Consider the following 19883-nt stretch of genomic DNA (forward strand, 5'->3'; position numbering starts at 1 on the left):
GCTTCAAGGGGAGGCGCCGGACTTTCTGCGACGTGTCATCCCTTGCGCCGGACAAGGCCTTGCTCTTCAAGGACATGGCGACGGCGCCACGACTCGGGCGCGGGCTGGGGAGGCTTGATGTTCCGACCGGAAAACGCCCAGAGCCTTCTGGGCCTCGTTCTCGTCCTCGTGGTCTGCTGGGCCCTGTCGGAGGACCGCTCGCGCTTTCCCTGGCGCCTGGCCCTGGGGGCCCTGACCGTCCAGATCCTGCTGGTCCTGGGCCTGTTCGGCCTGCCGGGCGCGCGCTCGGTGGTCCGTGGGATCAATGCCGGCGTCGATGGCCTGGCCGCGGCCACCGCCCAGGGGACCCAGTTCGTGTTCGGCTACATGGCCGGAGGGGCCCAGCCCTATCCGGTCACCGATCCGGGCGCCCTGTTCGTCTTCGCCTTCCAGGTCCTGCCGCTGATCCTGGTGATCTCGGCGCTGTCGGCCCTGCTGTGGCACTGGAAGATCCTGAAGTGGATCACCCAGGGCTTCGGCTTCGTGTTCCAGAAGACCATGGGCCTGGGCGGCGCCTCGGCGCTTGCGGTGGCGGTGAACATCTTCCTCGGCATGATCGAAAGCCCGATCGTGATCCGCGCCTATCTCGACAAGCTGACCCGCTCGGAGGTCTTCCTGATGATCGTGGTCGGCCTGGCGACCGTCGCCGGCTCCACCATGGTCGCCTACGCCACCATCCTGCGCGAGGTGCTGCCCAATGCGGCGGCCCATGTGCTGGTGGCCTCCATCGTCTCGGCCCCGGCCGGCGTGCTGCTGGCCAGGATCATCGTGCCGGAGAAGAAGGGGCAGGGGGGCTATTTCGCCGACTACGGCTCGCTGCTGAAGTATGACAGCTCCATCGACGCCATCTCCAAGGGCACGATGGACGGCCTCACCGTGGCCCTGAACATCTCGGCCATCCTGATCGTCTTCGTCTCCTTCGTAGCCATCGGCAACGGCCTGCTCAGCGCCTTTCCCGATGTGCTGGGGGCGCCCCTGACCATCGAGCGGGTGCTGGGCGTGGTCTTCTCCCCCCTGGCCTGGCTGATCGGCGTGCCCTGGTCCGAGGCGCCCCAGGCGGGCTACCTGCTGGGGGTCAAGCTGATGCTCACCGAGTTCATCGCCTTCATCCAGCTGGGCGGCGTGCCGGCCGAGGCCATGAGCGAGCGCACCCGGATGATCATGACCTATGCGCTCTGCGGGTTCGCCAATATCGGCTCGGTGGGGATCACCGTCACCGGCATGGGGGTGCTGATGCCCGAGCGCCGGGCCGAGATCATCGGCATGGTCTGGAAGGCCCTGCTGGCCGGCTTCCTGGCCACCTGCATGACCGCCGCCGTGGTCGGGGCCATGCCCCGGGAGCTGTTCGGCCTTTAAGGTCCGCCGCTTGACCGCCGCGGCGTCAGGGCGCCTCTTTTCGACGCCTGACCATCCAGGAGGAGTCGCCATGAAGATCTATGACACCCAGCGCGCGCCCAATCCCCGCCGGGTTCGCCTGTTCATGATCGAAAAGGGCATCGAGGACGTCGAGATCGTCCCGGTCAGCCTGCTGGAAGGCGCCCACAAGCAGCCGGACTACCTGGCCAAGGCGGGCCTGGCCAATGTGCCGATGCTGGAGATGGACGACGGCACCTGCATCACCGAGTCCCTGGCCATCTGCCGCTACCTGGAGAGCGTCTATCCCGAGCCGAACCTGATGGGGCGCGACCCCAAGGAGACGGCGATCATCGAGATGTGGACCAGGCGGGCCGAGATGATGGTGGCCACGCCGCTGATGATGGCCGTACGCCACACCCACCCGGCCCTGGGCGTGCTCGAAAAACAGAATCCCGCCATCGGCGAGGCCAACGCCCAGAGCGGGACCCGGGCCCTGAAGCTGTTCGACCGCCGCCTGGCCGAGAGCGAATGGATCGCCGCCGATCGCCTGACCATCGCCGACATCGTCGCCTTCGCCTCCATCGACTTCGCCCGCATGATCAAGTTCCGCCCGCCGGAGGACCTGACCCATGTGAACCGCTGGCTTGAGGCCATGCGCACCCGTGACTCAGTAAAGACCGCCCTATGAAATCCCTGTTGTTCGCCGGCCTGCTCCTGGCCTTCGCCGCGCCCGCAGCCGCCCAGGACGTGACCATCTCGAAGGCTGACGGGACGCAGGTGACCCTCAGCGCCGCGGCGCTGGCCGACCTGCCCCGGGCCCAGGTGACCGTGCCCGGCGACGCCGGCCCCAGCCTCTATGAAGGTCCGCCCCTGGCCTATGTGATGCGCGCCGCCGGCCTGCCGGTGGGCATGCGCGCCCACGGGGACCCGATGCGGGGTTATCTCGTGGTCCGCGGCGCCGACGGCTACGCCGCCGTGGTGTCCGCCGTCGAGGCCGACAAGGACCTGCACAAGGACGTGGCCATCCTGGCCGACACCCTCGATGGTCAGCCGCTGCCCGAGCGGGAAGGGCCCCGGCGCCTGGTGATCGCCGACGACATCAAGTCCTGGCGCAGCGTCCGCCAGGTGGTGGCCATGGACTACCGGATCGCCGACTGAGGCTCAGGCCCGCGGGTAGAGGATGATCTGGGTGCAGCGGAAGGCGGCCATCAGCTTGCCGGTGGCGGCGTCCTCGACCCGGGCGTCCCAGACCTGGGTGGTGCGGCCGCCGTGCAGCAGGGTGGCGGTGCACAGCACCTCGCCCTCGCGCAGGGTGCCGACGAAGTTGCACTTCACCTCGGCGGTGGTGAAGCCGCTGGCGCCCTCGGGCCAGGCGGTGGAGACTCCATAGGCGCAGAGGATGTCGGCGACGGTGAGCACCGCGCCGGCCAGGAGGAATCCGGTGTGGGCGACCAGGTCCTCGCGCACGCGGAAGCGACCCACCACGCGGCCGTTGTCCGTCTCGAGAATCTCAAGCCCCAAATGCCCCGGAAGCTTGCCGAAATTGGCGTCGTTGAGGCGTTCGCGGCTGGTGTTGTTGTTGAGACTGGCCATGGCCGACAAGCTAGGCTGCAAACCCGCGGTTCGCCAGTCTGAGATTGCGAGGGGGCGACCGGAACCTTTCCCCAAGGCAGAGGTTAGGATGGCATGTCATTGCTCATCACCATCGTCATCATCCTCGTCGTGCTCGGCCTCGCCCTCTACGCCGTGCGCCTCCTGCCCATCCCGGGCCCCCTGAACGGGATCATCCAGGCCCTTCTGGTGGTCATCGCCCTGGTGGTCATCGCCCAGCGCGCCGGACTCTTCTAGCGCCAGGTTCAGGCGGGCTTGATCAGTTCCAGCGACCGGATGCGGCTTTCCAGGCTGGGTCCGGACGCCATGACGAAGATCTCGTCGGCCCCGCTGGCCCTGGCCTTGTCCGCCAGACGCGCCCGAACCTGTTCGGCCGAGCCGGCGATGCTACGCGTCTCGATGTCCACAAGGCGCGGATCGCCGGCGTGTTCGGCCAGGAAGGCCTGCGCCTCGGGGATGACCGGGAAGCGCTGACGTCGCCCCAGGGCGGTGGCCAGCGTCGAGGCGCGCCGCGGCGCGTCCAGCCGCAGGGCCTCGGCCTCGGTTTCCGCCGCTAGCGCGATGGTGGCGATGGCGGCCATGGGCGTCTGCCGGAAGGGCGAAGGGGTGAAGGCGCGCCGGTAGGCCTCGACCGCCGGCGCCCCGTCGGCGCGGGCGATGAATTCCGCAAACACCATCCCCACACCCGCCCGCCCCGCGAAGTCGGCGCTGTCGGGCGACGAGCACAGCATGAACAGGTCCGGATGCGATGGCCCTCTGGGGTGGGCGCGGATCTCCCGCGCCGGATGATCGGGGCCGATCAGCTCCTGGCCTGACGCATCCAGCAGCCAGGCGTTCAGCAGGGCGAAATAATGCGGGAAGGCTTCCGACGAGGCCGAACGCAGGGCCGCCCCCGTGCGGCCGTCGGCGCCCAGGGCCCGGCCTACCCCCAGGTCGATCCGCCCCGGCGCCAGGGCCTCCAGCTCCATGAACACCTCGGCGACCTTCAAGGGCGAATAGTTGACCAGCATCACCCCGCCCGAACCCAGGCGGATGGTGGAGGTGACCTGGGTCAGGGCCGCGATGAGGATTTCCGGCGCGGGGGAGGCGAGGCCCTCGATATTGTGGTGCTCGGCCACCCAGAACCGGTCATAGCCCAGCCGCTCGGCGGCCTTGGCCACCTCCAGCGTCTGGCGGACGGCCTGGGCCTGGGTGACGCCCGCGCCCACCGGCGAGAGGTCGAGGACCGAAAGCCGCGTCACGAGGTGGGCGTCTTCAGCTCGCGGAACACCATGCGCACGCCATAGGCGGCGACGAGGCCGGCGAAGATCAGCACGACGATGGAGACCGGCATGGCCGTGGGCTCGGCCGATGTCATCCACTGGCGCGGCGCGACGCCGGTCAGGAAGAAGGCGAGCTCGAACGCCTTGAACAGGGCCACAGGGCCAGCCAGCAGGGCGAGCGCCGCCCCCATGGCGATCTGGCCCAGATTGCGTTTGGCGGGCTGGCTCATGGGAACTCCTGACGGATGGGCGAGGCTCTCAACATGGCGTCGCGGCGATGGGACACAAGGCTCAGGTCCTGGGCCCGCGCTTCTTGATGACCCCGGAAAAGCTCATGACGTTCTCGCCGCCGGTGGTGATGAGCCCGCGGACGAAGACCATGGAGCGGGCGGCCTTGACCACCTCGCCGGTGCATTCGACCAGGGCGCCGAGCGGCACGGCGCCGACGAACTCGCCGTTCAGGGTGGCGGTCACCGAGTGGTTGCCCTGCAGGGCCTCACGGGCGATCACGAACAGGCAGTAGTCGGCGAAGGTCATGATGCAGCCGCCGTGCATGAAGCCGCCGCCGTTCATGTGCTTCTTTTCCGCCCGGAAGGCGCAGCGGGGCGCGCCGTCGGGGTCGTGGCGGAAATAGAATGGCCCGGCATGATCCTCGAAGGGGTCGGAGCCCTCCCAGGTGCGCCAGCCGGCCCATTCGCCTTCGGTCACCAGGCCGTTCTGCGCTTCGCCGCCGCCATCCATGCGTCTACCCCGTAAAAGAAAGATCGAACCCGCCGCTCCTTAACCGCCGCCCCGCCCGGGGCGAAAGGACTCATTTGTCGCCGCGGCCCGCGCGTCCATTCCGGAATGGCGCCGAAGGGTTTGCCCGGCGTCGCCTCTGTCACTAGTTTCCACCCCTCTGAAACCAAAGTCTGCGAGGCGCGACCATGGAAGGCCGGACCGTTTATCTCTGTGCAGGTCTGCGCAGCCCCATTGGCCGTTATGGCGGGGCGCTGGCCAAGGTGCGCGCCGACGACCTGGCCGCCCATCCGATCCGCGCCCTGATGGCCAGCCTGCCCAGCGTCGACTGGGAAGAGGTGGACGAGGTGGTCTATGGCTGCGTCAACCAGGCCGGCGAGGACAACCGCAATGTGGCGCGCATGGCGCTGCTGCTGGCCGGCATGCCGAGCTCGGTCCCAGGGCTGACCGTCAACCGGCTCTGCGCCTCGGGTCTCGACGCTGTCATCGCAGGGGCGCGCGCCATCGCGGTGGGCGAGGCCGAGCTGATCATCGCCGGCGGGGTCGAAAGCATGACCCGCTCGCCCTTCGTCATGGGCAAGGCCGACTCGGCCTTCTCCCGCTCGGCGGAAATCTTCGACACCACCATCGGCTGGCGGTTCGTGAACCCCCAGATGCAGAAAGACTACGGCGTCGACTCCATGCCGGAGACCGCCGAGAATGTGGCGACGGACTATCAGATCGCCCGGGGCGATCAGGACGCCTTCGCCGCTCGCAGCCAGCAGCGCTATGGGGCAGCGCAAGCCCGCGGCTATTTCGAAGGCGAGATCGCGCCGATCACGCTGAAGGACCGCAAGGGCGAGACCGTGGTCTCCAAGGACGAGCACCCCCGCCCCGACACCACGCTGGAGGCGCTCCAGGGGCTGAAGCCCATTGTCCGTCCCGACGGCACGGTGACGGCGGGCAATGCGTCCGGCGTCAATGACGGCGCCGCAGCCCTGCTGCTGGCCTCGGCCGAGATGGTGCAGAAGCTGGGCCTCGAGCCGCTGGCCCGGATCGAGGGCGGGGCCTCAGGCGGCGTGCCGCCACGGGTCATGGGCTATGGCCCGGTGCCGGCGGTGGAGAAGCTGTGCGGCCGCCTGGGTCTCAGCCCCAAGGACTTCGACGTGGTCGAGCTGAATGAGGCCTTCGCCGCCCAGGCCCTGGCCTGCACCCGGGCCTGGGGGCTGGCCGACGACGCCGAGCATGTGAACCCGCACGGGGGCGCCATCGCCATCGGCCATCCTCTGGGCGCGTCGGGCGCACGCATCGCGCTCACGGCGGCGCGGGCGATGAACGAGCGGGGCGGCGCCCGGGCGCTGGCCACCATGTGCGTCGGCGTCGGCCAGGGCTCGGCCCTGGCCCTGGCCAAAGCCTAAGACCTTCCAGGCCAAGCTTAAGACCTTCCAGGAAAGACGAAGACCATGGCTCTCGACGCCGAAACTCGCGACCAGCTGATCGACACCGTCCGCCGCTTCGTCACCGAACGGCTGCGCCCCCTGGAGGCTCAGGTGTCGGAGACCGACGCCATGCCCGACGACGTGGTGGCCGAGATGAAGGAGCTGGGCCTGTTTGGCCTCTCCATCCCGGCGGAATACGGCGGGCTTGACCTTTCCATGGAGGAGGAATGCCTGGTGGCCGTGGAGCTCGGCCGCACCAGCCCGGCCTTCCGCTCGGCGTTCGGCACCAATGTGGGCATTGGCAGCCAGGGCCTGGTGATGTTCGGGAGCGATGAGCAGAAGGCGAAGTATCTGCCCGGCATCGCCTCGGGGGAGATCATCACCTCCTTCGCGCTCACCGAGCCCGAGGCCGGCTCGGACTCCGCCGCGGTCCAGACCCGGGCGACCCTGGACGGCGACGCCTATGTGCTGAACGGCTCCAAGCGCTACATCACCAACGCCAACAAGGCCCACCTGTTTACGGTGATGGCCCGCACCGATCCGTCCAAGCCGGGCGGCGGCGGGGTCTCGGCCTTCCTCGTGCCCCGCGACCTGCCGGGCCTGTCAGTGGGCAAGCCCGAGAAGAAGATGGGCCAGCAGGGCGCCCATATCTGCGACGTCACCTTCGACAATGTCCGCGTCCCGGTGGAGAACCGCCTGGGCGCCGAGGGCGAGGGCTTCAAGGTGGCCATGCAGGTGCTGGATCGCGGCCGGCTGCACATCTCGGCGGTCTGTGTCGGCGTGGCCGAGCGGCTGATCACCGACTGCGTCACCTATGCCAGCGAGCGCAAGCAGTTCGGCCAGGCCATCAGCCAGTTCCAGCTGGTCCAGGGGATGATCGCCGACTGCAAGACCGAGGCCCTGGCCGCCAAGGCCCTGACCATGGAGACCGCCCGCAAGCGCGACGCCGGCCACAGCGTGACCATGGAGGCCGCGGCCTCGAAGTACTTCGCCTCGGAGATGGTCGGCCGGGTGGCCGACAAGGCGGTGCAGATCTTCGGCGGCGCCGGCTATGTCGCCGATTACGGGATTGAGCGCTTCTATCGCGACGTGCGCATCTTCCGCATCTATGAGGGCACCAGTCAGATCCAGCAGGTGGTCATCGCCCGCGAAACCCTGAAGCGTGGCGGTTGATGTCCGATCCTATCGAAACGGCGATCTTCGATCTTTTGACGCCGCTGGCGCCAGGCAAGTCCATCTCGCCGGAACAGGCGGCCCGGGCGGCGGACCCCGAGGGCTGGCATCGGTGGCTGTCGCGGGTGCGGACGGTCTCAGTGGGCCTGGCCCGCGAAGGCCGTCTGGTGATCACCCGCCACGGCAAGCCGGCCGATCCCAGCACGTTCAAGGGCGTCTACCGCCTGCGCCTGCCGATCGCGGGCGAGGTTCTGCCAGGCGTCCTGGCGCCGCCCGATCCCGAGCCCTCCGAAGCGCCCGCCACGGAATAGGGGCTCAGCGTCCGGCGGCCAGGGCCGCCAGCCGCGCCTGCTGGGCATGGACCGGGTTGGTGGTCGATCCTGAGAGCTGGAACCGATCGACGGACTCGGCGAGGGCTGCGGCGTGCTGGTCCAGGGTGCGGGTGGCGGCGTTGGCCTCCTCGACCATGGCCGCGTTCTGCTGGGTGACCTTGTCCATCTCGTTGATGGCGGTGTTCACCTGGGCCAGGCCCACCGACTGTTGCTCGGCCGAGGCGGCGATGACGGCGATGACCTCGGAAATCTCGCTGACCTTGCTGACGATGCCATTGAGGACCTCGCCTGTCTGGCCGACCAGGTCGACGCCGCTCTGGACCTGTTGGCCCGAGGCCTCGATCAGGCCCTTGATCTCCTTGGCGGCGTCCGCCGAGCGCTGAGCCAGGGCGCGGACTTCCGAGGCGACCACGGCGAAGCCGCGGCCGGACTCTCCGGCCCGGGCGGCCTCGACCCCGGCGTTGAGGGCCAGCAGGTTGGTCTGGAAGGCGATCTCGTCGATCACCCCGATGATCTTGCTGATCTCCTGGGCCGAGGTGGCGATCTGGCCCATGGCGGTGACGGCCTGGTCGACCACCTGGCCGCTGCGGGCGGCGTCGCCGCGGGCCGCAGCCATCGCCCCGTTGGCCTGGTGGGCGCCGGACGCCGTGTTGCGAACCGTGGCCGTGATCTCATCCAGGGCCGCCGCAGTCTGCTGCAGGCTGGCGGCCTGTCGCTCGGTGCGGTGGGAGAGGTCGTCCACGGCGGTGGCGATTTCCTGCGAGCCGGCGCGGATCTCGCCGGTGGCTGTGGCGATCGCGCCGAAGGCGCCTTCCAGCTGGCTGACCGCGGCGTTGAAGTCCGACTTCAGGGCCTGATAGTCCTGCGCCACCACGACCTCGATCCGGGCTCCCAGATCGCCGCGGGCCAGACGTGACAGCGCCTTGGCCATGGCCTCCACCAGCGCCTTCTGATCCTGGCTGGCGCGCTCAAAGGCCGCTTCGGCGGCGGCCAACCGGCGATCCAGTTCTCCCCGCGCCGCCTGAGCCTCGTCCTCCAGCCGCGCCCGGACCTCGGCGTTCTCGCGGAACACCACGACGCTGGCGGCCATCTGGCCGATTTCGTCGCCTCGCTCGGCGCCGGGAATGGCCTCGACGCTTTCGCCGGCCGCCAGCCGCCGCATGACGGCGCTCATGCGGGAGAGGGCGGTGATCACCAGGCTTTCGAAATAGAGGGCGCCCAGCACCACGCCGACCACGGCGGCGATGCCGATCCCGACGCTGATGGTGGTGGCCATCCCCAGGATGCGGTCGGCTTCGGCCCCGCCGCCGGCCTCGGCGACCATATGCAGGAGGGTGACGTTGAGCCCCGCCAGGGCCAGCATCGAGACCATGCCCACGCCCCAGGAGAGGCGCATGCGGCCCTTGATCGTATTCAGCATCGACATGTCACTCGTTCAGATCGCGACTCAGGCGCCCGACCGCCAGCAGGAGATGGCGCGATCCTGGGCCAGGAGCCTGGATACTCGGTTAACAGGGCTTGAACCGCCGCCGATCACGGTGGGCAGGTTGTCGCACCGCATTCGGAGCGCCCGACATGGCGGCGGAGACCTGCCGCCCCTACATCGACGTCATGGCTTTCCCGTCCGGCCTTCAGACGCTGCTCAGCGACATCGCCGCCTGCCGGGCCTGCGCCGGCGACCTTGTGCCCGAGCCGCGGCCGGTGGTGCGCGTGCGGGCGGAGACTCGGCTGCTGATCTGCGGCCAGGCGCCGGGTCGGCTGGTGCATGAGACTGGCCTGCCGTTCAACGACCCCTCCGGCGTGCGCCTGCGCGGCTGGATGGGGATCGACCGGGACACCTTCTATGATCACCCGGCGATCGGCGTGGCGGCCATGGCCTTCTGCTTTCCCGGGACCAATCCTAAGGGCGGGGACTTTCCACCGCCGGCCCGCTGCGCCCAGCTCTGGCGGCGCCAGCTTCTGGCGCATTTGCCCCAGGTCGAGCTGACCCTGCTGGTGGGGTCCTATGCCCAGGCCTGGGCGCTGGGGGCGGCGCGCAAGGCCACGATGACCGAGACCGTGGCGGCGTGGGCTGAGTATGGGCCGGGCATCCTGCCGCTGCCACATCCATCGTGGCGCAACACCGCCTGGCTGAAGCGCAATCCCTGGTTCGAGGCCGAGGTCACGCCCTATCTTCGCCAAAGGGTGGAGGTTCTTCTGCGCGCATGATTCGTGTGACTGTCCTTCTGTTCGCCCTGATGCTCGGAGCCTGCACGCCGCTCATGGTCCAGACCGCTGGTGAGCCGCCCCTGGGGTTCGAAGGGCCGCGCCTGGCCGGCGACCGCTTCGTCAGCTTCGATGGGGCGCGGCTGGGCCTGACGACCTGGGAGGCGCAGGACGGCGCGCCGGACGCCGTGGTCGTCGCCGTCCACGGCATGAACGACTACGCCAACGCCTTCCACCTGGCGGCGCCCTACTGGGCCGAGAACGGGGTGACCACCTACGCCTATGACCAGCGGGGTTTCGGCCGGTCGCCCAATCGCGGCGTCTGGCCCGATGAGGCCGTGCTGCAGGAGGACCTGCGGACCCTGGTCTCGCTGGTCCGCGCGCGCCATCCCCACGCCCTGGTGGTGGTGGCCGGCGAGAGCATGGGCGGCGCCGTGGCCATCCGCGCCTTCGCCTCGGAGCGGCCGCCTGCGGCCCACCGGCTGGTGCTGATGGCGCCGGCGGTCTGGGGCTGGTCGACCCAGCCCTTGCCTTACAAGACCGCCCTGTGGTTCGCCGCCCACGTCACCGGCCCGAAGGTCTATACGCCGCCGAGCTGGGTCACCGACCGGGTGAAGCCCACCGACAACATGGCCGAGTTGCGGGCCATGGGGGCCGACGAGCTGATGATCTGGGGCGCGCGATCGGACACCCTCTATGGCCTGGTGGACCTGATGGAGAACGCCTGGCGCGACATCGAGCGCCTGCAGGTTCCGGTGCTCTATCTCTATGGCCAGAACGACGAGATCATTCCCGAACGGCCGGCCTTCCAGGCCGCGGCCCGGATCAAGCCCACCGACCGCTCGGCCTATTACGCCCAGGGCTGGCACCTGTTGACCCGCGACCTGCAGGGGCAGGCGGTGATGGCCGACATCCTGGCCTTCATCGAGGATCCCGAGGCGTCGCTGCCGTCCGGCGCGCCGCCCATTCCCACCGCCCCGGGCGGCGACGACGGGACGCCGCTCGCCGAGCATGCGACGGCGGGCTTGTGACGGCGCAGCCTGCGGGCTAGAGCCTGATGCGATCAGACGGAACCGTCTGATCGTTGAATCAGGCTCTAAATCCTAAGTCCTGGGCGCGTTTGGTCCGATAACCGGTTCCCACCTATCGGAACGCGCTCTAGAGCCGATGAAATTGGTTTCAAACGCAACGATTCCGTGAGCGCATGACCCTGTTCGATTCCCCCGACTTCGATGGCCACGAGGCCGTTCACGCCTTTTCCGACGAGGCCACGGGGCTGCGCTGCATCATTGCGGTCCATTCCACGGCCAGAGGCCCCGCGGCGGGCGGCTGCCGCATGTGGCCCTTCCCGACCTCGGCCGACGCCCTGCAGGATGCGCTCCGCCTGTCGCGGGCCATGTCCTACAAGAACGCCATGGCCGACCTGGACCTGGGCGGCGGCAAGGCGGTGATCATCGGCGACTCCCGCACCCAGAAGTCGCCGGCCCTGTTCGAGGCCTTCGGCCGGGCGGTCGAGGCCGTGGGCGGCGCCTATTGGACCGCCGAGGATGTGGGCGTCTCGCCCACCGACCTGATGCACGCCCGCCGGCACACCCGCTTCGTGGCGGGCCTGGAGGGTCATGCGGCGGCGTCCGGCGATCCGAGCCCGGTGACCGCCGAAGGGGTCTTCCGCGGCATCAGCCTGTGCGTGCGCCGGGCGATGGACCGGGACCTGTCGGGGGTGACGGTCGCCATCCAGGGGGTCGGCCATGTGGGCGCCTATCTGGCCGCCAAGCTGAGCGCGGCCGGCGCGCGGCTGGTGATCACCGACGTCAACCGCGAGGCCCTGGCCCAGGTGGCCGCCCAGACCGGCGCGATGATCGTGGCGCCGGACGAGATCTTCGACGTGGAGGCCGATGTCTTCGCCCCCTGCGCCCTGGGGGGCGCGATCAGCGCCGAGACCCTGCCGCGGCTGCGCGCGAGGATCATCGCCGGCGGCGCCAACAACCAGCTGGCGGACCCCGTGATCGGCCAGACCCTGTTCGACCTCGGCCTGCTCTATGCGCCGGACTATGTGATCAATGGCGGCGGCATCATCAATGTGGCCGGCGAGATCCGCGCCCTGGACGCCGGCCAGGCCTTCGATCCCGCCTGGGTCGAGGGCAAGCTCTCGCGCCTGATGCTCACCCTCCAGGAGGTGCTCGACCGCTCCATCGCCGAGCGTCGCCCGACCCACGAGGTGGCCGGCGAGATGGCCCGCGAGCGGATCGCCCGCGGGCGCAGCGTCCTCGCCGCCCAATAGGGCGTCTGGCTTCGCCTCAGACCGACCCCAGGCGGTCCTTCCGCGGCTCCCGAACCATGAAGAGCAGCAGCAGGAGCCCCGCCACCAGGAAGGCGATGGAGGTTCCGAACACGCTCTCATAACCCAGGGTGGCGGCCATGATGCCGCCCACCAGGGGCCCCGCCGAGGCCATGATCCCTTCGGCGGTGGAGGACAGCGCGATGCGCATGGGCATCTCGTCCCGCGAGCCGAACTCCAGAATCATGGTCTGGGCGCTCATCATGTAGCCCGACTGGGACGCGCCGAGGCCGAAGAAGGCGAAGAAGATGGCGGTCACGCCGTCCACATTCATCAGCAGCACCGTGGCGCAGATCCAGATCACCAGGGAGCTGACCAACACGACGCGGAAGCCGGTCTTGTCGCCCAGATAGCCCCAGACCAGGTTGGACAGGGTGTCGGCGCCCAGGAAGGCGAGGGTGAGCAGGCCGATATTGGCGCCGGTCAGCTCGATCGTGGTGCTGACATAGAGGATGTAAAACGGTGTCGCCATCCGACCGGTGATGGTCAGCATCTGGACGATCAGGAAGAACATATAGCCCCGGTCCTGCGAGATCAGCCGTGGGAAGTCCTTCAGTCGTTCGAAGAACGGGGTCTGCACCCGGGTGGTCGGCGGCTCGGGCTCGATCATCAGGAACTGCAGCGCCCACAGGCCGAGCGAGGTCAGGATGGTGGCGAACAGGAAGGTGGTGGCGTAGCCGTTCCCCAACATATTGCCTTCGATGAAGTACTTGCCCGCCACCCAGGCGAGCGCCGCGGCGATGACGCCCCCGGTGGCGTTACGCCAGGCCTGTAGACGACCCCGGCGGCTGATCGGGATCACCTTGGCCATGAGGAGGGAGAAGACGACCCGCTGGGTGCCCATGAACAGCCCGAACATGAACATGAAGGCCAGGATCGCCACCACCAGGGTCTGGCCCGACAGGAACCAGCCGGCGAGCGCCATGCCCAGGATCTGGACCCGCGCCAGGCCGCCCATCCAGACGGCGGCCGGCATGACCCGCTTGCGATGTTCGATCTGGGTGGCGCCGAAGATCGGCGAGATCATCCCGCCCACCTGCTGCAGGGCCAGCCCCAGGCCGACGATGAAGCTGGAGCCGGAGATCAGGTAGAGATAGGCCGGCAGGAAGGTGGGCGCATTGACCAGCCGGAAGCCGGTCATGCCCAGCATGCCGTGCAGGTAGTGGGCGATATAGTTGCGCTTCAGATTGGCCCAGACGAACTTTTCATATTCGACTTCGCGCTCGGCCAGCGTCTTGCCGTCGTCGTCAGCATGGATCACGACCGCCTCATCGGCGATCGGTGGTTCCTCGTTGATCTTTTCCAATAGCGTCCCTGCCGCGCGGGGGTCGCAAAGGGTCGCGCGGCGGCTCCCCAAAATTATGATCTGCTAAAACAATAGCTCCGTCCTAGCAGAGTCCTTCGACCTGAAAAGCGGATTTCTCGCCCGCGCCAAAATTGGGCCAACAGCCAAGCTGGGGCTTCAGGCGGCGCTCGCCAGAGGGGCGGCCAGGGTGACGTCAACCTTGACCACCATGCGGCTGGCGCCGGGATCGCCCAGGATGGAGCCGCTGATGGGGGCGGCCTCGGCCGGGGTCCGGCTGACCGCTACCGGGATCAGGTCGGCGGCCTCGGCCAGGCCGTTGGTCGGGTCGAAATCCATCCACCCGAAGGCCGGCAGGAAGGCCTCGCACCAGGCGTGGGTGGCGCCGGCGCCGCGCACGCCGTCGAGGCCCGGCGAGTAGAGATAGCCGCTGACGAAACGGGCGGCGAAGCCCACCCGGCGCAGGGTCTCCACCATCAGCCAGGCGAAGTCCCGGCAGGTGCCCCGGCCAAGCGCCACCGTCTCGTGCGGCGCCTGGGTGCCTTCCTCGTGGCGGGCCTCATAGTCGAACTGTTGGTGGATGGCCCGGTTGAGGCGCAGCACATAGTCGAGCGCCGGCTCGCCGACGGTCGGCGCCAGGCCATGCAGCCAGCGCAGCAGCAGTCCCTCGGGATCCAGGGTGGCGGGTTCGATATAGGGACCCAGGACCGCCCGGTCGCTGGGGGGATAGACGATGGGCGTCGCGGTGCGGGGATCATCCACCTCCTGCGGCTCCAGGGGCGCGGGGAAGCGTTCGATCTCCAGCTCGCTCAGGATGAAGAACTCGTCGGATTCCTCGCTGACATTGAGCTGGCAGACGCAGTTGCCATAGGCGTCGTAGCGCCAGCGGGTCTCGCCCCGGGGCGAGAAGGTCAGGGCGCCCTTCACCACCCGCAGGGCGTGGCCCCCCCTGGGCCGCACCAACAGCTGGTGCGGCCCAAAGGCGACCGGGCGCTCATAGGCGTAGCGGGTTTCGTGGCGGATGATCAGGCGGGACATGTGCGCGCTGCTAACACGCCCTGATGGCGAAGGTTCCTGGTCTCGTCAAATCGGCGAGGGGCCAGATCCGCGAGGGTCAGGCGGTGGTCGAGGTCGGCCGCACGATGATTTCGCTGACATCCACCTCCGGCGGCTGTTCGATGGCGAAGCGGACGGCCCGGGCGATGGCTTCGGCGGGGATCGCCGTCTTGCGGTACTCGTCGATGAAGGCTGCGGTCTCCGCATGGGTGATGGTCTCGGCCAGCTCCGAAGTGGTGACGCCCGGCGAGACCACGGTCACCCGCACCTTGTCGGTCTCCTGGCGCAGGGCCTCGGAGATCACCCGCACCGCGAACTTGGTGGCGCAATAGACCGCCGCGCTCGGCAGGATCTGGTGGCCGGCCGTCGAGGCGATGTTGATGATCTGGCCGTGGCCCTGGGCCTCCATGATCGGCAGGGCCGCGGCGATGCCGTGCAGCACGCCCTTGATGTTCACGTCGATCATCTGGTCCCACTCGTCCACCTTCAGGGCGGAGAGCGGCGAGAGCGGCATGACGCCGGCGTTGTTGACGATCACGTCCACCCGGCCGAACTGCGCCTGCGCCGCTTCGACGAAGGCCTTCACCTCGTCACGGGAGGTGACGTCCAGGCCGTGGACCATGGCCTGGCCGCCGTCGGCCTCAATCTGGCGCTTCAGGGCTTCCAGCCGCTCGACCCGGCGCGCGCCCAGCACCACGGTCGCGCCCGCGGCCGCCAGTTCGCGAGCCGTGGCCTCGCCGATGCCGCTGCTCGCGCCGGTCACCAGCACCACCTTGTTTGCAATCTCAGTCATGGCCGTCTCCTTGCGTTTGGCGAGACCAGAGATGCAGCTGGTGGAGGATCAGGCGGTAGACCAGTCCTCCGCTGTTCTTGCATGATCCTCCTGAATGGGCGCCGCGCCGCTTGCGCGTAGGCCTTCCCTATGGGAGCGAGGATCATGGAGAATCTCGCCGCATTGATCGCGCGTCACGCGCCCCAGGACGGCATGCACGACATGCCTGTTCCCGGCCTGGCCGTCATACGCTTTGGCGCGCCCACCGATCGCGTGCCGGTGCTCCACCAGCCGGCGGTCTGCATTATCGCGCAAGGCGCCAAGGTGGTGATGCTGGCCGATGAAGCTTTTCGCTATGACACGGCCAGCCACCTGGTGGTCTCGGTCGACCTGCCGCTCACCGGCCAGGTGGTGGAGGCCACGGCGGAGCGGCCCTATCTCTGCGTCCGGGTGGATCTGGACCCGGCCCTGCTGCGGGAGCTGATGCTCGAGCGGCCGCCCGCGGCGGGGGCCGAAACCTCGCGGGGCCTGCATCTCAGCCGCAACACGCCCGAGCTCACCGATGCGGTGGCCCGCCTCCTGCGCCTGTTGGACCGGCCGCAGGATGTGGCGGTGCTGGCGCCTATGATCCGGCGGGAGATCCACTACTGGCTGCTGACCGGCGATCAGGCGGGCATCGTGCGCCAGATCGGCGCGCCGGACAGCCGGCTGTCCCAGGTCAGCCGCGCCATCGCCTGGATCCGCGATAACTTTGATCAGCCTTTCAGCATCGAGCGGGTGTCACAGGTGGCGGGGATGAGCCCCTCGGCCCTGCACCATCACTTCAAGGCGGTGACCGCCATGAGCCCGCTGCAGTACCAGAAGCAGATCCGCCTGCAGGAGGCCCGCCGCCTCATGCTCGGCCAGGCCGCCGACGCCCAGGCCGCCGGCTTCCAGGTGGGCTATGAGAGCCCCTCCCAGTTCTCCCGCGAATATGCCCGCCTGTTCGGCGCCCCACCCGCCCGCGACGCCGCCCGGCTGCGGGCCAGCGGACCCGTGCCGGTGGCGGTGTAAAGCGGCGGCGCTCAGCCCGCTACGGCTTCACGGCTTGGCCGGCAGGACAGCCAGCAGGGCGCGGGTGAAGCCGGCCGGGGCCACGGTCAGGTGGTCTTCGTCAGTCAGCACGGTCGATTGCAGGCTCAGGCTTGGATAGGCGCGGGATTTCAGGGCCTGTTCCATCGCGGCCATGTCGCCGACCATGTCATAGCGCGAGGCGTGGCGCGGGGTGGGGCCGGGGGTCTCGAAGCCGCCGATATACATGAAGACCTCGGCCGGCAGATCGGTGCGCGCGCGGGCATAGTCGGCCTCCATCCGCATGATGTGGCGCTGGCCGAACCAGAAGGAGGGGCTGCCCAGCACATAGGCCTGGAACATCTGGGGATCGGTGAACAGGATCTGTGCGCCCAGCAGGCCGCCATAGGAGTGGCCCAGAAGCACGCGGGCGCCGGGATCGGCGCGGAACCGCCCCTCGATGAAGGGCAGGACCTGATCCTTCAGATAGGCCTGATAGGCGCCGCCGCCCCCATGGGCCAGGCCGCAGCGGCTTTCCGGCTTGCAGGGGATCGGCGTGTAGTCGCGGCTGCGGGACGCCGCACCGCCTTCGCCCTTCGCATAGGACAGGCCGATGAGGATGAACTCCTCGAGCGCCGGCCCATCCAGATTCACCCGGCGAGCGATCTGGCGGAGGATGGGAAAGCCGTAGTCGGCGTCGGTGACATAGAGGGTGGGGTAGCGCCGCTGCGGCTCGGCTTCGTAGCTGGCCGGCAGGCTGACAAAGACCTCGTAGTCACGGCCCGAGGCCGGGTCGGGCACGGTCCAGACCTGGGTTCCTGCGAGGACATAGGGGCCTCCTTCGGGAGGCGCGGCGTCAGCGACGGGCGGGGCCGGGGCGTCGGCCCGTTCGGCGCAGGCCGCGACGAGCAGCGCCGCCGTCGCCAGGATTACGGTCAAGCCGAATGATCTCATCGTCCACCCCCCGAAGCTCCACCTTACGCAGCTAGAGCGCCAATGTGGCGAAACTCGGATGCCCCCGGCGGACAGGCCTCGGCTATTCGGCAGCCCCTACGGCGACGCTGGAGAGCAGGGCGGCGAGTTCGGCCTGCCGGGCGCAGCCAGTCTTTTCCAGCACCCGGCGTAGCTGGTTGCGGACCGTGTTGATCGAGACCTCGCCGGCCTGCGCCAGGTCCTCCAGGGTCTTGCCTGCGGCGATGCCCTGGGCCACGCGCGCCTCGGCCGCGGTGAGGTCGAACAGTGAGCGCATGAGGTTCAGCGACGGGGTCCGCTCACTGCTGACCGGCGTCATCATCAGCAGGGCGAAGCTCTCGCCGAAGATGTCGTGGGCCGAGCGTTTGATCGGAATGAGGTGGAGCACCAGGGTCGCCCTGCCCAGCTCATCGCGCAGGGGAAAGGTGCAGCGCCCCAGGCCCGGCGCGGCGTCGACGGTCTTCAGGGCGTCCGTCAGCATCTGCTGGGCGGCCTTGTCGTTCAGCGCCAGTCGATTTCCGGCCCCGAACCGCACCTCGCCGGCGAGCGGCACCATCCATTCATTGGCCTCGACGACCACGCCGCCTTCGGTGAGCAGCAGGGCCGGCAGCCGCAGGCCGCTCAGCGCTTCGGTGGCGCCCCGGGCCCGTTGCAGGCCCAGGCGGGCGCTGACCAGGGCGCTTCGCGCCAGGTGCGGGCGCAGGCTGTTGAGCATCGCCACATGTTCGGGCTCGATCGGGCCGCGCTCCAGGGTCCGTTCGATGCTGAAGACAATGGAATCGCCTGTGGGCACCTGCAGCCCCGTGCCGGCCGACCAGCCCAGGCCGCGGGGGTGGAAGAAGTCCCGATAGATCGGATCGATCTTGATCTGGTCTTCGCTCCAGAAATCCTGCTCCACGAAGAAGGCGGGATCGGACTGGCTCATGATGCAGGTGCGGCGGGGACAACGGTGGAACCAGCCATCATTCACATAGGCCTCGAAGACCTCGCGGATGGACCCCGACGCGGTCCAGCAGAGCGCCTTGCGGGCGGAGAACAGCAGGCCGCCCCGGGACTCGGTACGCTCCGCCAGATCATCGAGCACCGAGGGCCACAGTTCCGGCGCCACCGAGCACTCGTAGATGCGGTCAATCAGATCGCTTTCCATCGGACCCCCATCAGCTGGAGGCCGGACTATCGCACCGATCGCGGCCGTCGTCCTCCCAGGGCCCCGCCGGTCAGTCGAGGATGGTCCGCCGCCGGGGGCCGACCATCAGCCCTTCGATCCGAGAGCCCTCGACCTTCAGCACCGGGCGCAGGCGGTGAAAGAGCTTGGCGTAGTTGTAGAAGGGCACGCTGGGCCAGAGGTGGTGCATCAGGTGCAGGTTCTGTTGCAGCAGCAGAACCGTGCCGCCGGGCCAGAGGCTGACCCGGGTGTTGAGATAACGTTCGGTGCGATCGAACGGATGGTGCGGTAGCCACTGGAAGAAGATGTTGAGCAGCAGGATGCCCAGCCTGGTCGGCAGGAACCACAGCATCAGCCAATCCAGGACATGGCCGGTCGCGATGGCCGCCGCCAGCAGGCTCAGGGTCAGCAGCGTCACCGCCGAAACCTGGGCGATCTCGGCCGGGCTCAGGACCTTGCCCAGCCGCTGGTAGCGGGCAGGATTGATGAACTTCACCGCAAAGATCGGCAGCAGGGAGGCGGGCAGTCCCACCAGCCACTTCATCAGCAGCTGAAGGAAGGTCCCCTTCACCGCGATATCGGGGTCGCGCTCGGTATTGGTGTGGGCGTGATGCAGAACATGAGTCCTCTGCAAGGCGGGCCAGCCGGCGCCCATGCCCAGGGCCCCGATCCAGCCCACCACCGTATTGATCCAGGCGGCGCGCTTCGGGCGGGCGACCACATTGCCGTGGATGGCCTCGTGGACCAGCGTGTAGTGGGCGTAGGAGAGGGCCGCCAGAACCGGCGTGCAGGCCCAGAGCGGCAGCGCGCCGGTCAGGCCAAGGCCGATCACCGCGATCAGGCTGGCCGGGAGGACCAGCGCCAGGGCCAGGGTCGGCCAGGCCACGGCCGGCGACAACTCCACCGCGATCCGCCGTTCCTCGGCATGGGAAATGCCGATGGCGGCGCGCAACGCCTTGGGATCGTGGGGGCCGTCGGCCATTTGCGGTCGCCTTCCATCGCTGCAGGACGACGGGAGCCTAGCAACTCTGAAAATCAAAGCGACTCAAAAGTGACGCTGGCGTCATTTTTGGCGTGGCGATGGACAGATCGC

The 19883-nt window shown here is 68.7% G+C and carries 22 protein-coding genes; 11 read left to right on the plus strand and 11 right to left on the minus strand.

The window, feature by feature from the left end:
* Positions 1-117 precede the first annotated feature (117 nt).
* The 3 genes from Q7S93_RS07815 to Q7S93_RS07825 all read left to right on the plus strand — a co-directional run bounded on the left by Q7S93_RS07815 (position 118) and on the right by Q7S93_RS07825 (position 2553).
* Positions 118-1395 carry a NupC/NupG family nucleoside CNT transporter gene (locus Q7S93_RS07815; protein WP_304713317.1) on the plus strand — a complete coding sequence of 426 codons (1278 nt, stop codon included), beginning with the start codon at positions 118-120 and terminating at the stop codon, positions 1393-1395.
* 70 nt (positions 1396-1465) lie between these two features.
* The gene (locus Q7S93_RS07820) at positions 1466-2083 is read left to right on the plus strand and encodes a glutathione S-transferase family protein (protein WP_304713318.1); all 618 of its coding nucleotides are present in this window, start codon (positions 1466-1468) and stop codon (positions 2081-2083) included.
* Positions 2080-2553, plus strand: coding sequence for a molybdopterin-dependent oxidoreductase (locus Q7S93_RS07825; RefSeq protein ID WP_304713319.1), 474 nt, complete (start codon positions 2080-2082; stop codon positions 2551-2553). The genes Q7S93_RS07820 and Q7S93_RS07825 overlap by 4 nt, the downstream gene beginning before the upstream one ends.
* 3 nt (positions 2554-2556) lie before the next feature.
* Here the strand turns inward: Q7S93_RS07825 and Q7S93_RS07830 are convergent, their stop codons facing one another.
* Positions 2557-2988, minus strand: coding sequence for a PaaI family thioesterase (locus Q7S93_RS07830; protein WP_304713320.1), 432 nt, complete (start codon positions 2986-2988; stop codon positions 2557-2559).
* Between the two features lie 93 nt (positions 2989-3081).
* On the opposite strand from Q7S93_RS07830, the gene Q7S93_RS07835 reads away from it, so the two are divergent.
* Complete coding sequence (locus Q7S93_RS07835; protein WP_304713321.1) at positions 3082-3243, plus strand: hypothetical protein; 162 nt, start codon at positions 3082-3084, stop codon at positions 3241-3243.
* Between the two features lie 8 nt (positions 3244-3251).
* On the opposite strand, the gene Q7S93_RS07840 is transcribed toward Q7S93_RS07835, so the two are convergent.
* The 3 genes from Q7S93_RS07840 to Q7S93_RS07850 all read right to left on the minus strand — a co-directional run bounded on the left by Q7S93_RS07840 (position 3252) and on the right by Q7S93_RS07850 (position 5009).
* Positions 3252-4247 carry an MsnO8 family LLM class oxidoreductase gene (locus tag Q7S93_RS07840; protein ID WP_304713322.1) on the minus strand — a complete coding sequence of 332 codons (996 nt, stop codon included), beginning with the start codon at positions 4245-4247 and terminating at the stop codon, positions 3252-3254.
* Positions 4244-4498: a hypothetical protein gene (locus tag Q7S93_RS07845; RefSeq protein ID WP_304713323.1), complete on the minus strand. Its 255-nt coding sequence runs from the start codon at positions 4496-4498 to the stop codon at positions 4244-4246. The genes Q7S93_RS07840 and Q7S93_RS07845 overlap by 4 nt, the downstream gene beginning before the upstream one ends.
* A gap of 61 nt (positions 4499-4559) precedes the next feature.
* Positions 4560-5009 (minus strand): PaaI family thioesterase, encoded by a 450-nt coding sequence (locus tag Q7S93_RS07850; protein WP_304713324.1) that lies wholly within the window; start codon positions 5007-5009, stop codon positions 4560-4562.
* Between the two features lie 185 nt (positions 5010-5194).
* Between Q7S93_RS07850 and pcaF the strand changes: the two genes are divergently transcribed.
* From pcaF to Q7S93_RS07865, 3 genes are read left to right on the plus strand one after another with little or no spacing between them, the layout of a single operon-like run.
* Entirely contained in the window at positions 5195-6403 is a 1209-nt protein-coding gene (gene pcaF, locus Q7S93_RS07855) for a 3-oxoadipyl-CoA thiolase (RefSeq protein WP_304713325.1), read from the plus strand.
* Between the two features lie 45 nt (positions 6404-6448).
* Positions 6449-7597: an acyl-CoA dehydrogenase family protein gene (locus Q7S93_RS07860; RefSeq protein ID WP_304713326.1), complete on the plus strand. Its 1149-nt coding sequence runs from the start codon at positions 6449-6451 to the stop codon at positions 7595-7597.
* Positions 7597-7908 (plus strand): DUF3253 domain-containing protein, encoded by a 312-nt coding sequence (locus Q7S93_RS07865; protein ID WP_304713327.1) that lies wholly within the window; start codon positions 7597-7599, stop codon positions 7906-7908. The genes Q7S93_RS07860 and Q7S93_RS07865 overlap by 1 nt, the downstream gene beginning before the upstream one ends.
* Before the next feature lie 4 nt (positions 7909-7912).
* Here Q7S93_RS07865 and Q7S93_RS07870 read toward each other — a convergent pair whose 3' ends face one another.
* Positions 7913-9355 carry a methyl-accepting chemotaxis protein gene (locus tag Q7S93_RS07870; RefSeq protein WP_304713328.1) on the minus strand — a complete coding sequence of 481 codons (1443 nt, stop codon included), beginning with the start codon at positions 9353-9355 and terminating at the stop codon, positions 7913-7915.
* A gap of 185 nt (positions 9356-9540) precedes the next feature.
* On the opposite strand from Q7S93_RS07870, the gene Q7S93_RS07875 reads away from it, so the two are divergent.
* The 3 genes from Q7S93_RS07875 (at position 9541) to Q7S93_RS07885 (ending at position 12415) form a co-directional block, all read left to right on the plus strand.
* Complete coding sequence (locus tag Q7S93_RS07875; RefSeq protein ID WP_304713455.1) at positions 9541-10137, plus strand: uracil-DNA glycosylase family protein; 597 nt, start codon at positions 9541-9543, stop codon at positions 10135-10137.
* Complete coding sequence (locus tag Q7S93_RS07880) at positions 10134-11165, plus strand: alpha/beta hydrolase (RefSeq protein ID WP_304713329.1); 1032 nt, start codon at positions 10134-10136, stop codon at positions 11163-11165. The genes Q7S93_RS07875 and Q7S93_RS07880 overlap by 4 nt, the downstream gene beginning before the upstream one ends.
* 173 nt (positions 11166-11338) lie before the next feature.
* Positions 11339-12415 carry a Leu/Phe/Val dehydrogenase gene (locus tag Q7S93_RS07885; RefSeq protein ID WP_304713330.1) on the plus strand — a complete coding sequence of 359 codons (1077 nt, stop codon included), beginning with the start codon at positions 11339-11341 and terminating at the stop codon, positions 12413-12415.
* A 16-nt stretch (positions 12416-12431) separates the two neighbouring features.
* Here Q7S93_RS07885 and Q7S93_RS07890 read toward each other — a convergent pair whose 3' ends face one another.
* The 3 genes from Q7S93_RS07890 to Q7S93_RS07900 all read right to left on the minus strand — a co-directional run bounded on the left by Q7S93_RS07890 (position 12432) and on the right by Q7S93_RS07900 (position 15624).
* On the minus strand, positions 12432-13733 hold the full coding sequence (locus tag Q7S93_RS07890) for an MFS transporter (protein WP_304713331.1): 1302 nt from the start codon (positions 13731-13733) through the stop codon (positions 12432-12434).
* Positions 13734-13934: 201 nt separating this feature from the next.
* Positions 13935-14813 carry a transglutaminase family protein gene (locus tag Q7S93_RS07895; protein ID WP_304713332.1) on the minus strand — a complete coding sequence of 293 codons (879 nt, stop codon included), beginning with the start codon at positions 14811-14813 and terminating at the stop codon, positions 13935-13937.
* A gap of 76 nt (positions 14814-14889) precedes the next feature.
* Positions 14890-15624 carry an SDR family oxidoreductase gene (locus Q7S93_RS07900; protein ID WP_304713333.1) on the minus strand — a complete coding sequence of 245 codons (735 nt, stop codon included), beginning with the start codon at positions 15622-15624 and terminating at the stop codon, positions 14890-14892.
* Between the two features lie 144 nt (positions 15625-15768).
* Here Q7S93_RS07900 and Q7S93_RS07905 point away from each other — a divergent pair, with 144 nt between their 5' ends.
* Positions 15769-16656, plus strand: a complete 888-nt coding sequence (locus tag Q7S93_RS07905) for an AraC family transcriptional regulator (RefSeq protein ID WP_304713334.1) — start codon at positions 15769-15771, stop codon at positions 16654-16656.
* Positions 16657-16683: 27 nt separating this feature from the next.
* Here the strand turns inward: Q7S93_RS07905 and Q7S93_RS07910 are convergent, their stop codons facing one another.
* The 3 genes from Q7S93_RS07910 to Q7S93_RS07920 form a co-directional block, all read right to left on the minus strand.
* Positions 16684-17592, minus strand: coding sequence for an alpha/beta hydrolase (locus Q7S93_RS07910; protein ID WP_304713335.1), 909 nt, complete (start codon positions 17590-17592; stop codon positions 16684-16686).
* Between the two features lie 97 nt (positions 17593-17689).
* On the minus strand, positions 17690-18772 hold the full coding sequence (locus Q7S93_RS07915) for a helix-turn-helix transcriptional regulator (RefSeq protein ID WP_304713336.1): 1083 nt from the start codon (positions 18770-18772) through the stop codon (positions 17690-17692).
* A gap of 70 nt (positions 18773-18842) precedes the next feature.
* Positions 18843-19772, minus strand: coding sequence for a fatty acid desaturase (locus Q7S93_RS07920; RefSeq protein WP_304713337.1), 930 nt, complete (start codon positions 19770-19772; stop codon positions 18843-18845).
* Positions 19773-19883 lie beyond the last annotated feature (111 nt).

Origin of the sequence: Phenylobacterium sp. (genome assembly GCF_030646615.1) — a bacterium.
Taxonomy (GTDB): domain Bacteria; phylum Pseudomonadota; class Alphaproteobacteria; order Caulobacterales; family Caulobacteraceae; genus Phenylobacterium.

What these genes read in the sequence shown, in the direction of transcription:
- Q7S93_RS07815 (WP_304713317.1), top strand. Translation starts at nt 118, where the DNA reads ATGTTCCGACCGGAAAACGCCCAGAGCCTTCTGGGCCTCGTTCTCGTC.
- Q7S93_RS07820 (WP_304713318.1), top strand. Translation starts at nt 1,466, where the DNA reads ATGAAGATCTATGACACCCAGCGCGCGCCCAATCCCCGCCGGGTTCGC.
- Q7S93_RS07825 (WP_304713319.1), top strand. Translation starts at nt 2,080, where the DNA reads ATGAAATCCCTGTTGTTCGCCGGCCTGCTCCTGGCCTTCGCCGCGCCC.
- Q7S93_RS07830 (WP_304713320.1), bottom strand. Translation starts at nt 2,988, where the DNA reads ATGGCCAGTCTCAACAACAACACCAGCCGCGAACGCCTCAACGACGCC.
- Q7S93_RS07835 (WP_304713321.1), top strand. Translation starts at nt 3,082, where the DNA reads ATGTCATTGCTCATCACCATCGTCATCATCCTCGTCGTGCTCGGCCTC.
- Q7S93_RS07845 (WP_304713323.1), bottom strand. Translation starts at nt 4,498, where the DNA reads ATGAGCCAGCCCGCCAAACGCAATCTGGGCCAGATCGCCATGGGGGCG.
- Q7S93_RS07850 (WP_304713324.1), bottom strand. Translation starts at nt 5,009, where the DNA reads ATGGATGGCGGCGGCGAAGCGCAGAACGGCCTGGTGACCGAAGGCGAA.
- pcaF (WP_304713325.1), top strand. Translation starts at nt 5,195, where the DNA reads ATGGAAGGCCGGACCGTTTATCTCTGTGCAGGTCTGCGCAGCCCCATT.
- Q7S93_RS07860 (WP_304713326.1), top strand. Translation starts at nt 6,449, where the DNA reads ATGGCTCTCGACGCCGAAACTCGCGACCAGCTGATCGACACCGTCCGC.
- Q7S93_RS07865 (WP_304713327.1), top strand. Translation starts at nt 7,597, where the DNA reads ATGTCCGATCCTATCGAAACGGCGATCTTCGATCTTTTGACGCCGCTG.
- Q7S93_RS07870 (WP_304713328.1), bottom strand. Translation starts at nt 9,355, where the DNA reads ATGTCGATGCTGAATACGATCAAGGGCCGCATGCGCCTCTCCTGGGGC.
- Q7S93_RS07875 (WP_304713455.1), top strand. Translation starts at nt 9,541, where the DNA reads ATGGCTTTCCCGTCCGGCCTTCAGACGCTGCTCAGCGACATCGCCGCC.
- Q7S93_RS07880 (WP_304713329.1), top strand. Translation starts at nt 10,134, where the DNA reads ATGATTCGTGTGACTGTCCTTCTGTTCGCCCTGATGCTCGGAGCCTGC.
- Q7S93_RS07885 (WP_304713330.1), top strand. Translation starts at nt 11,339, where the DNA reads ATGACCCTGTTCGATTCCCCCGACTTCGATGGCCACGAGGCCGTTCAC.
- Q7S93_RS07895 (WP_304713332.1), bottom strand. Translation starts at nt 14,813, where the DNA reads ATGTCCCGCCTGATCATCCGCCACGAAACCCGCTACGCCTATGAGCGC.
- Q7S93_RS07900 (WP_304713333.1), bottom strand. Translation starts at nt 15,624, where the DNA reads ATGACTGAGATTGCAAACAAGGTGGTGCTGGTGACCGGCGCGAGCAGC.
- Q7S93_RS07905 (WP_304713334.1), top strand. Translation starts at nt 15,769, where the DNA reads ATGGAGAATCTCGCCGCATTGATCGCGCGTCACGCGCCCCAGGACGGC.
- Q7S93_RS07915 (WP_304713336.1), bottom strand. Translation starts at nt 18,772, where the DNA reads ATGGAAAGCGATCTGATTGACCGCATCTACGAGTGCTCGGTGGCGCCG.
- Q7S93_RS07920 (WP_304713337.1), bottom strand. Translation starts at nt 19,772, where the DNA reads ATGGCCGACGGCCCCCACGATCCCAAGGCGTTGCGCGCCGCCATCGGC.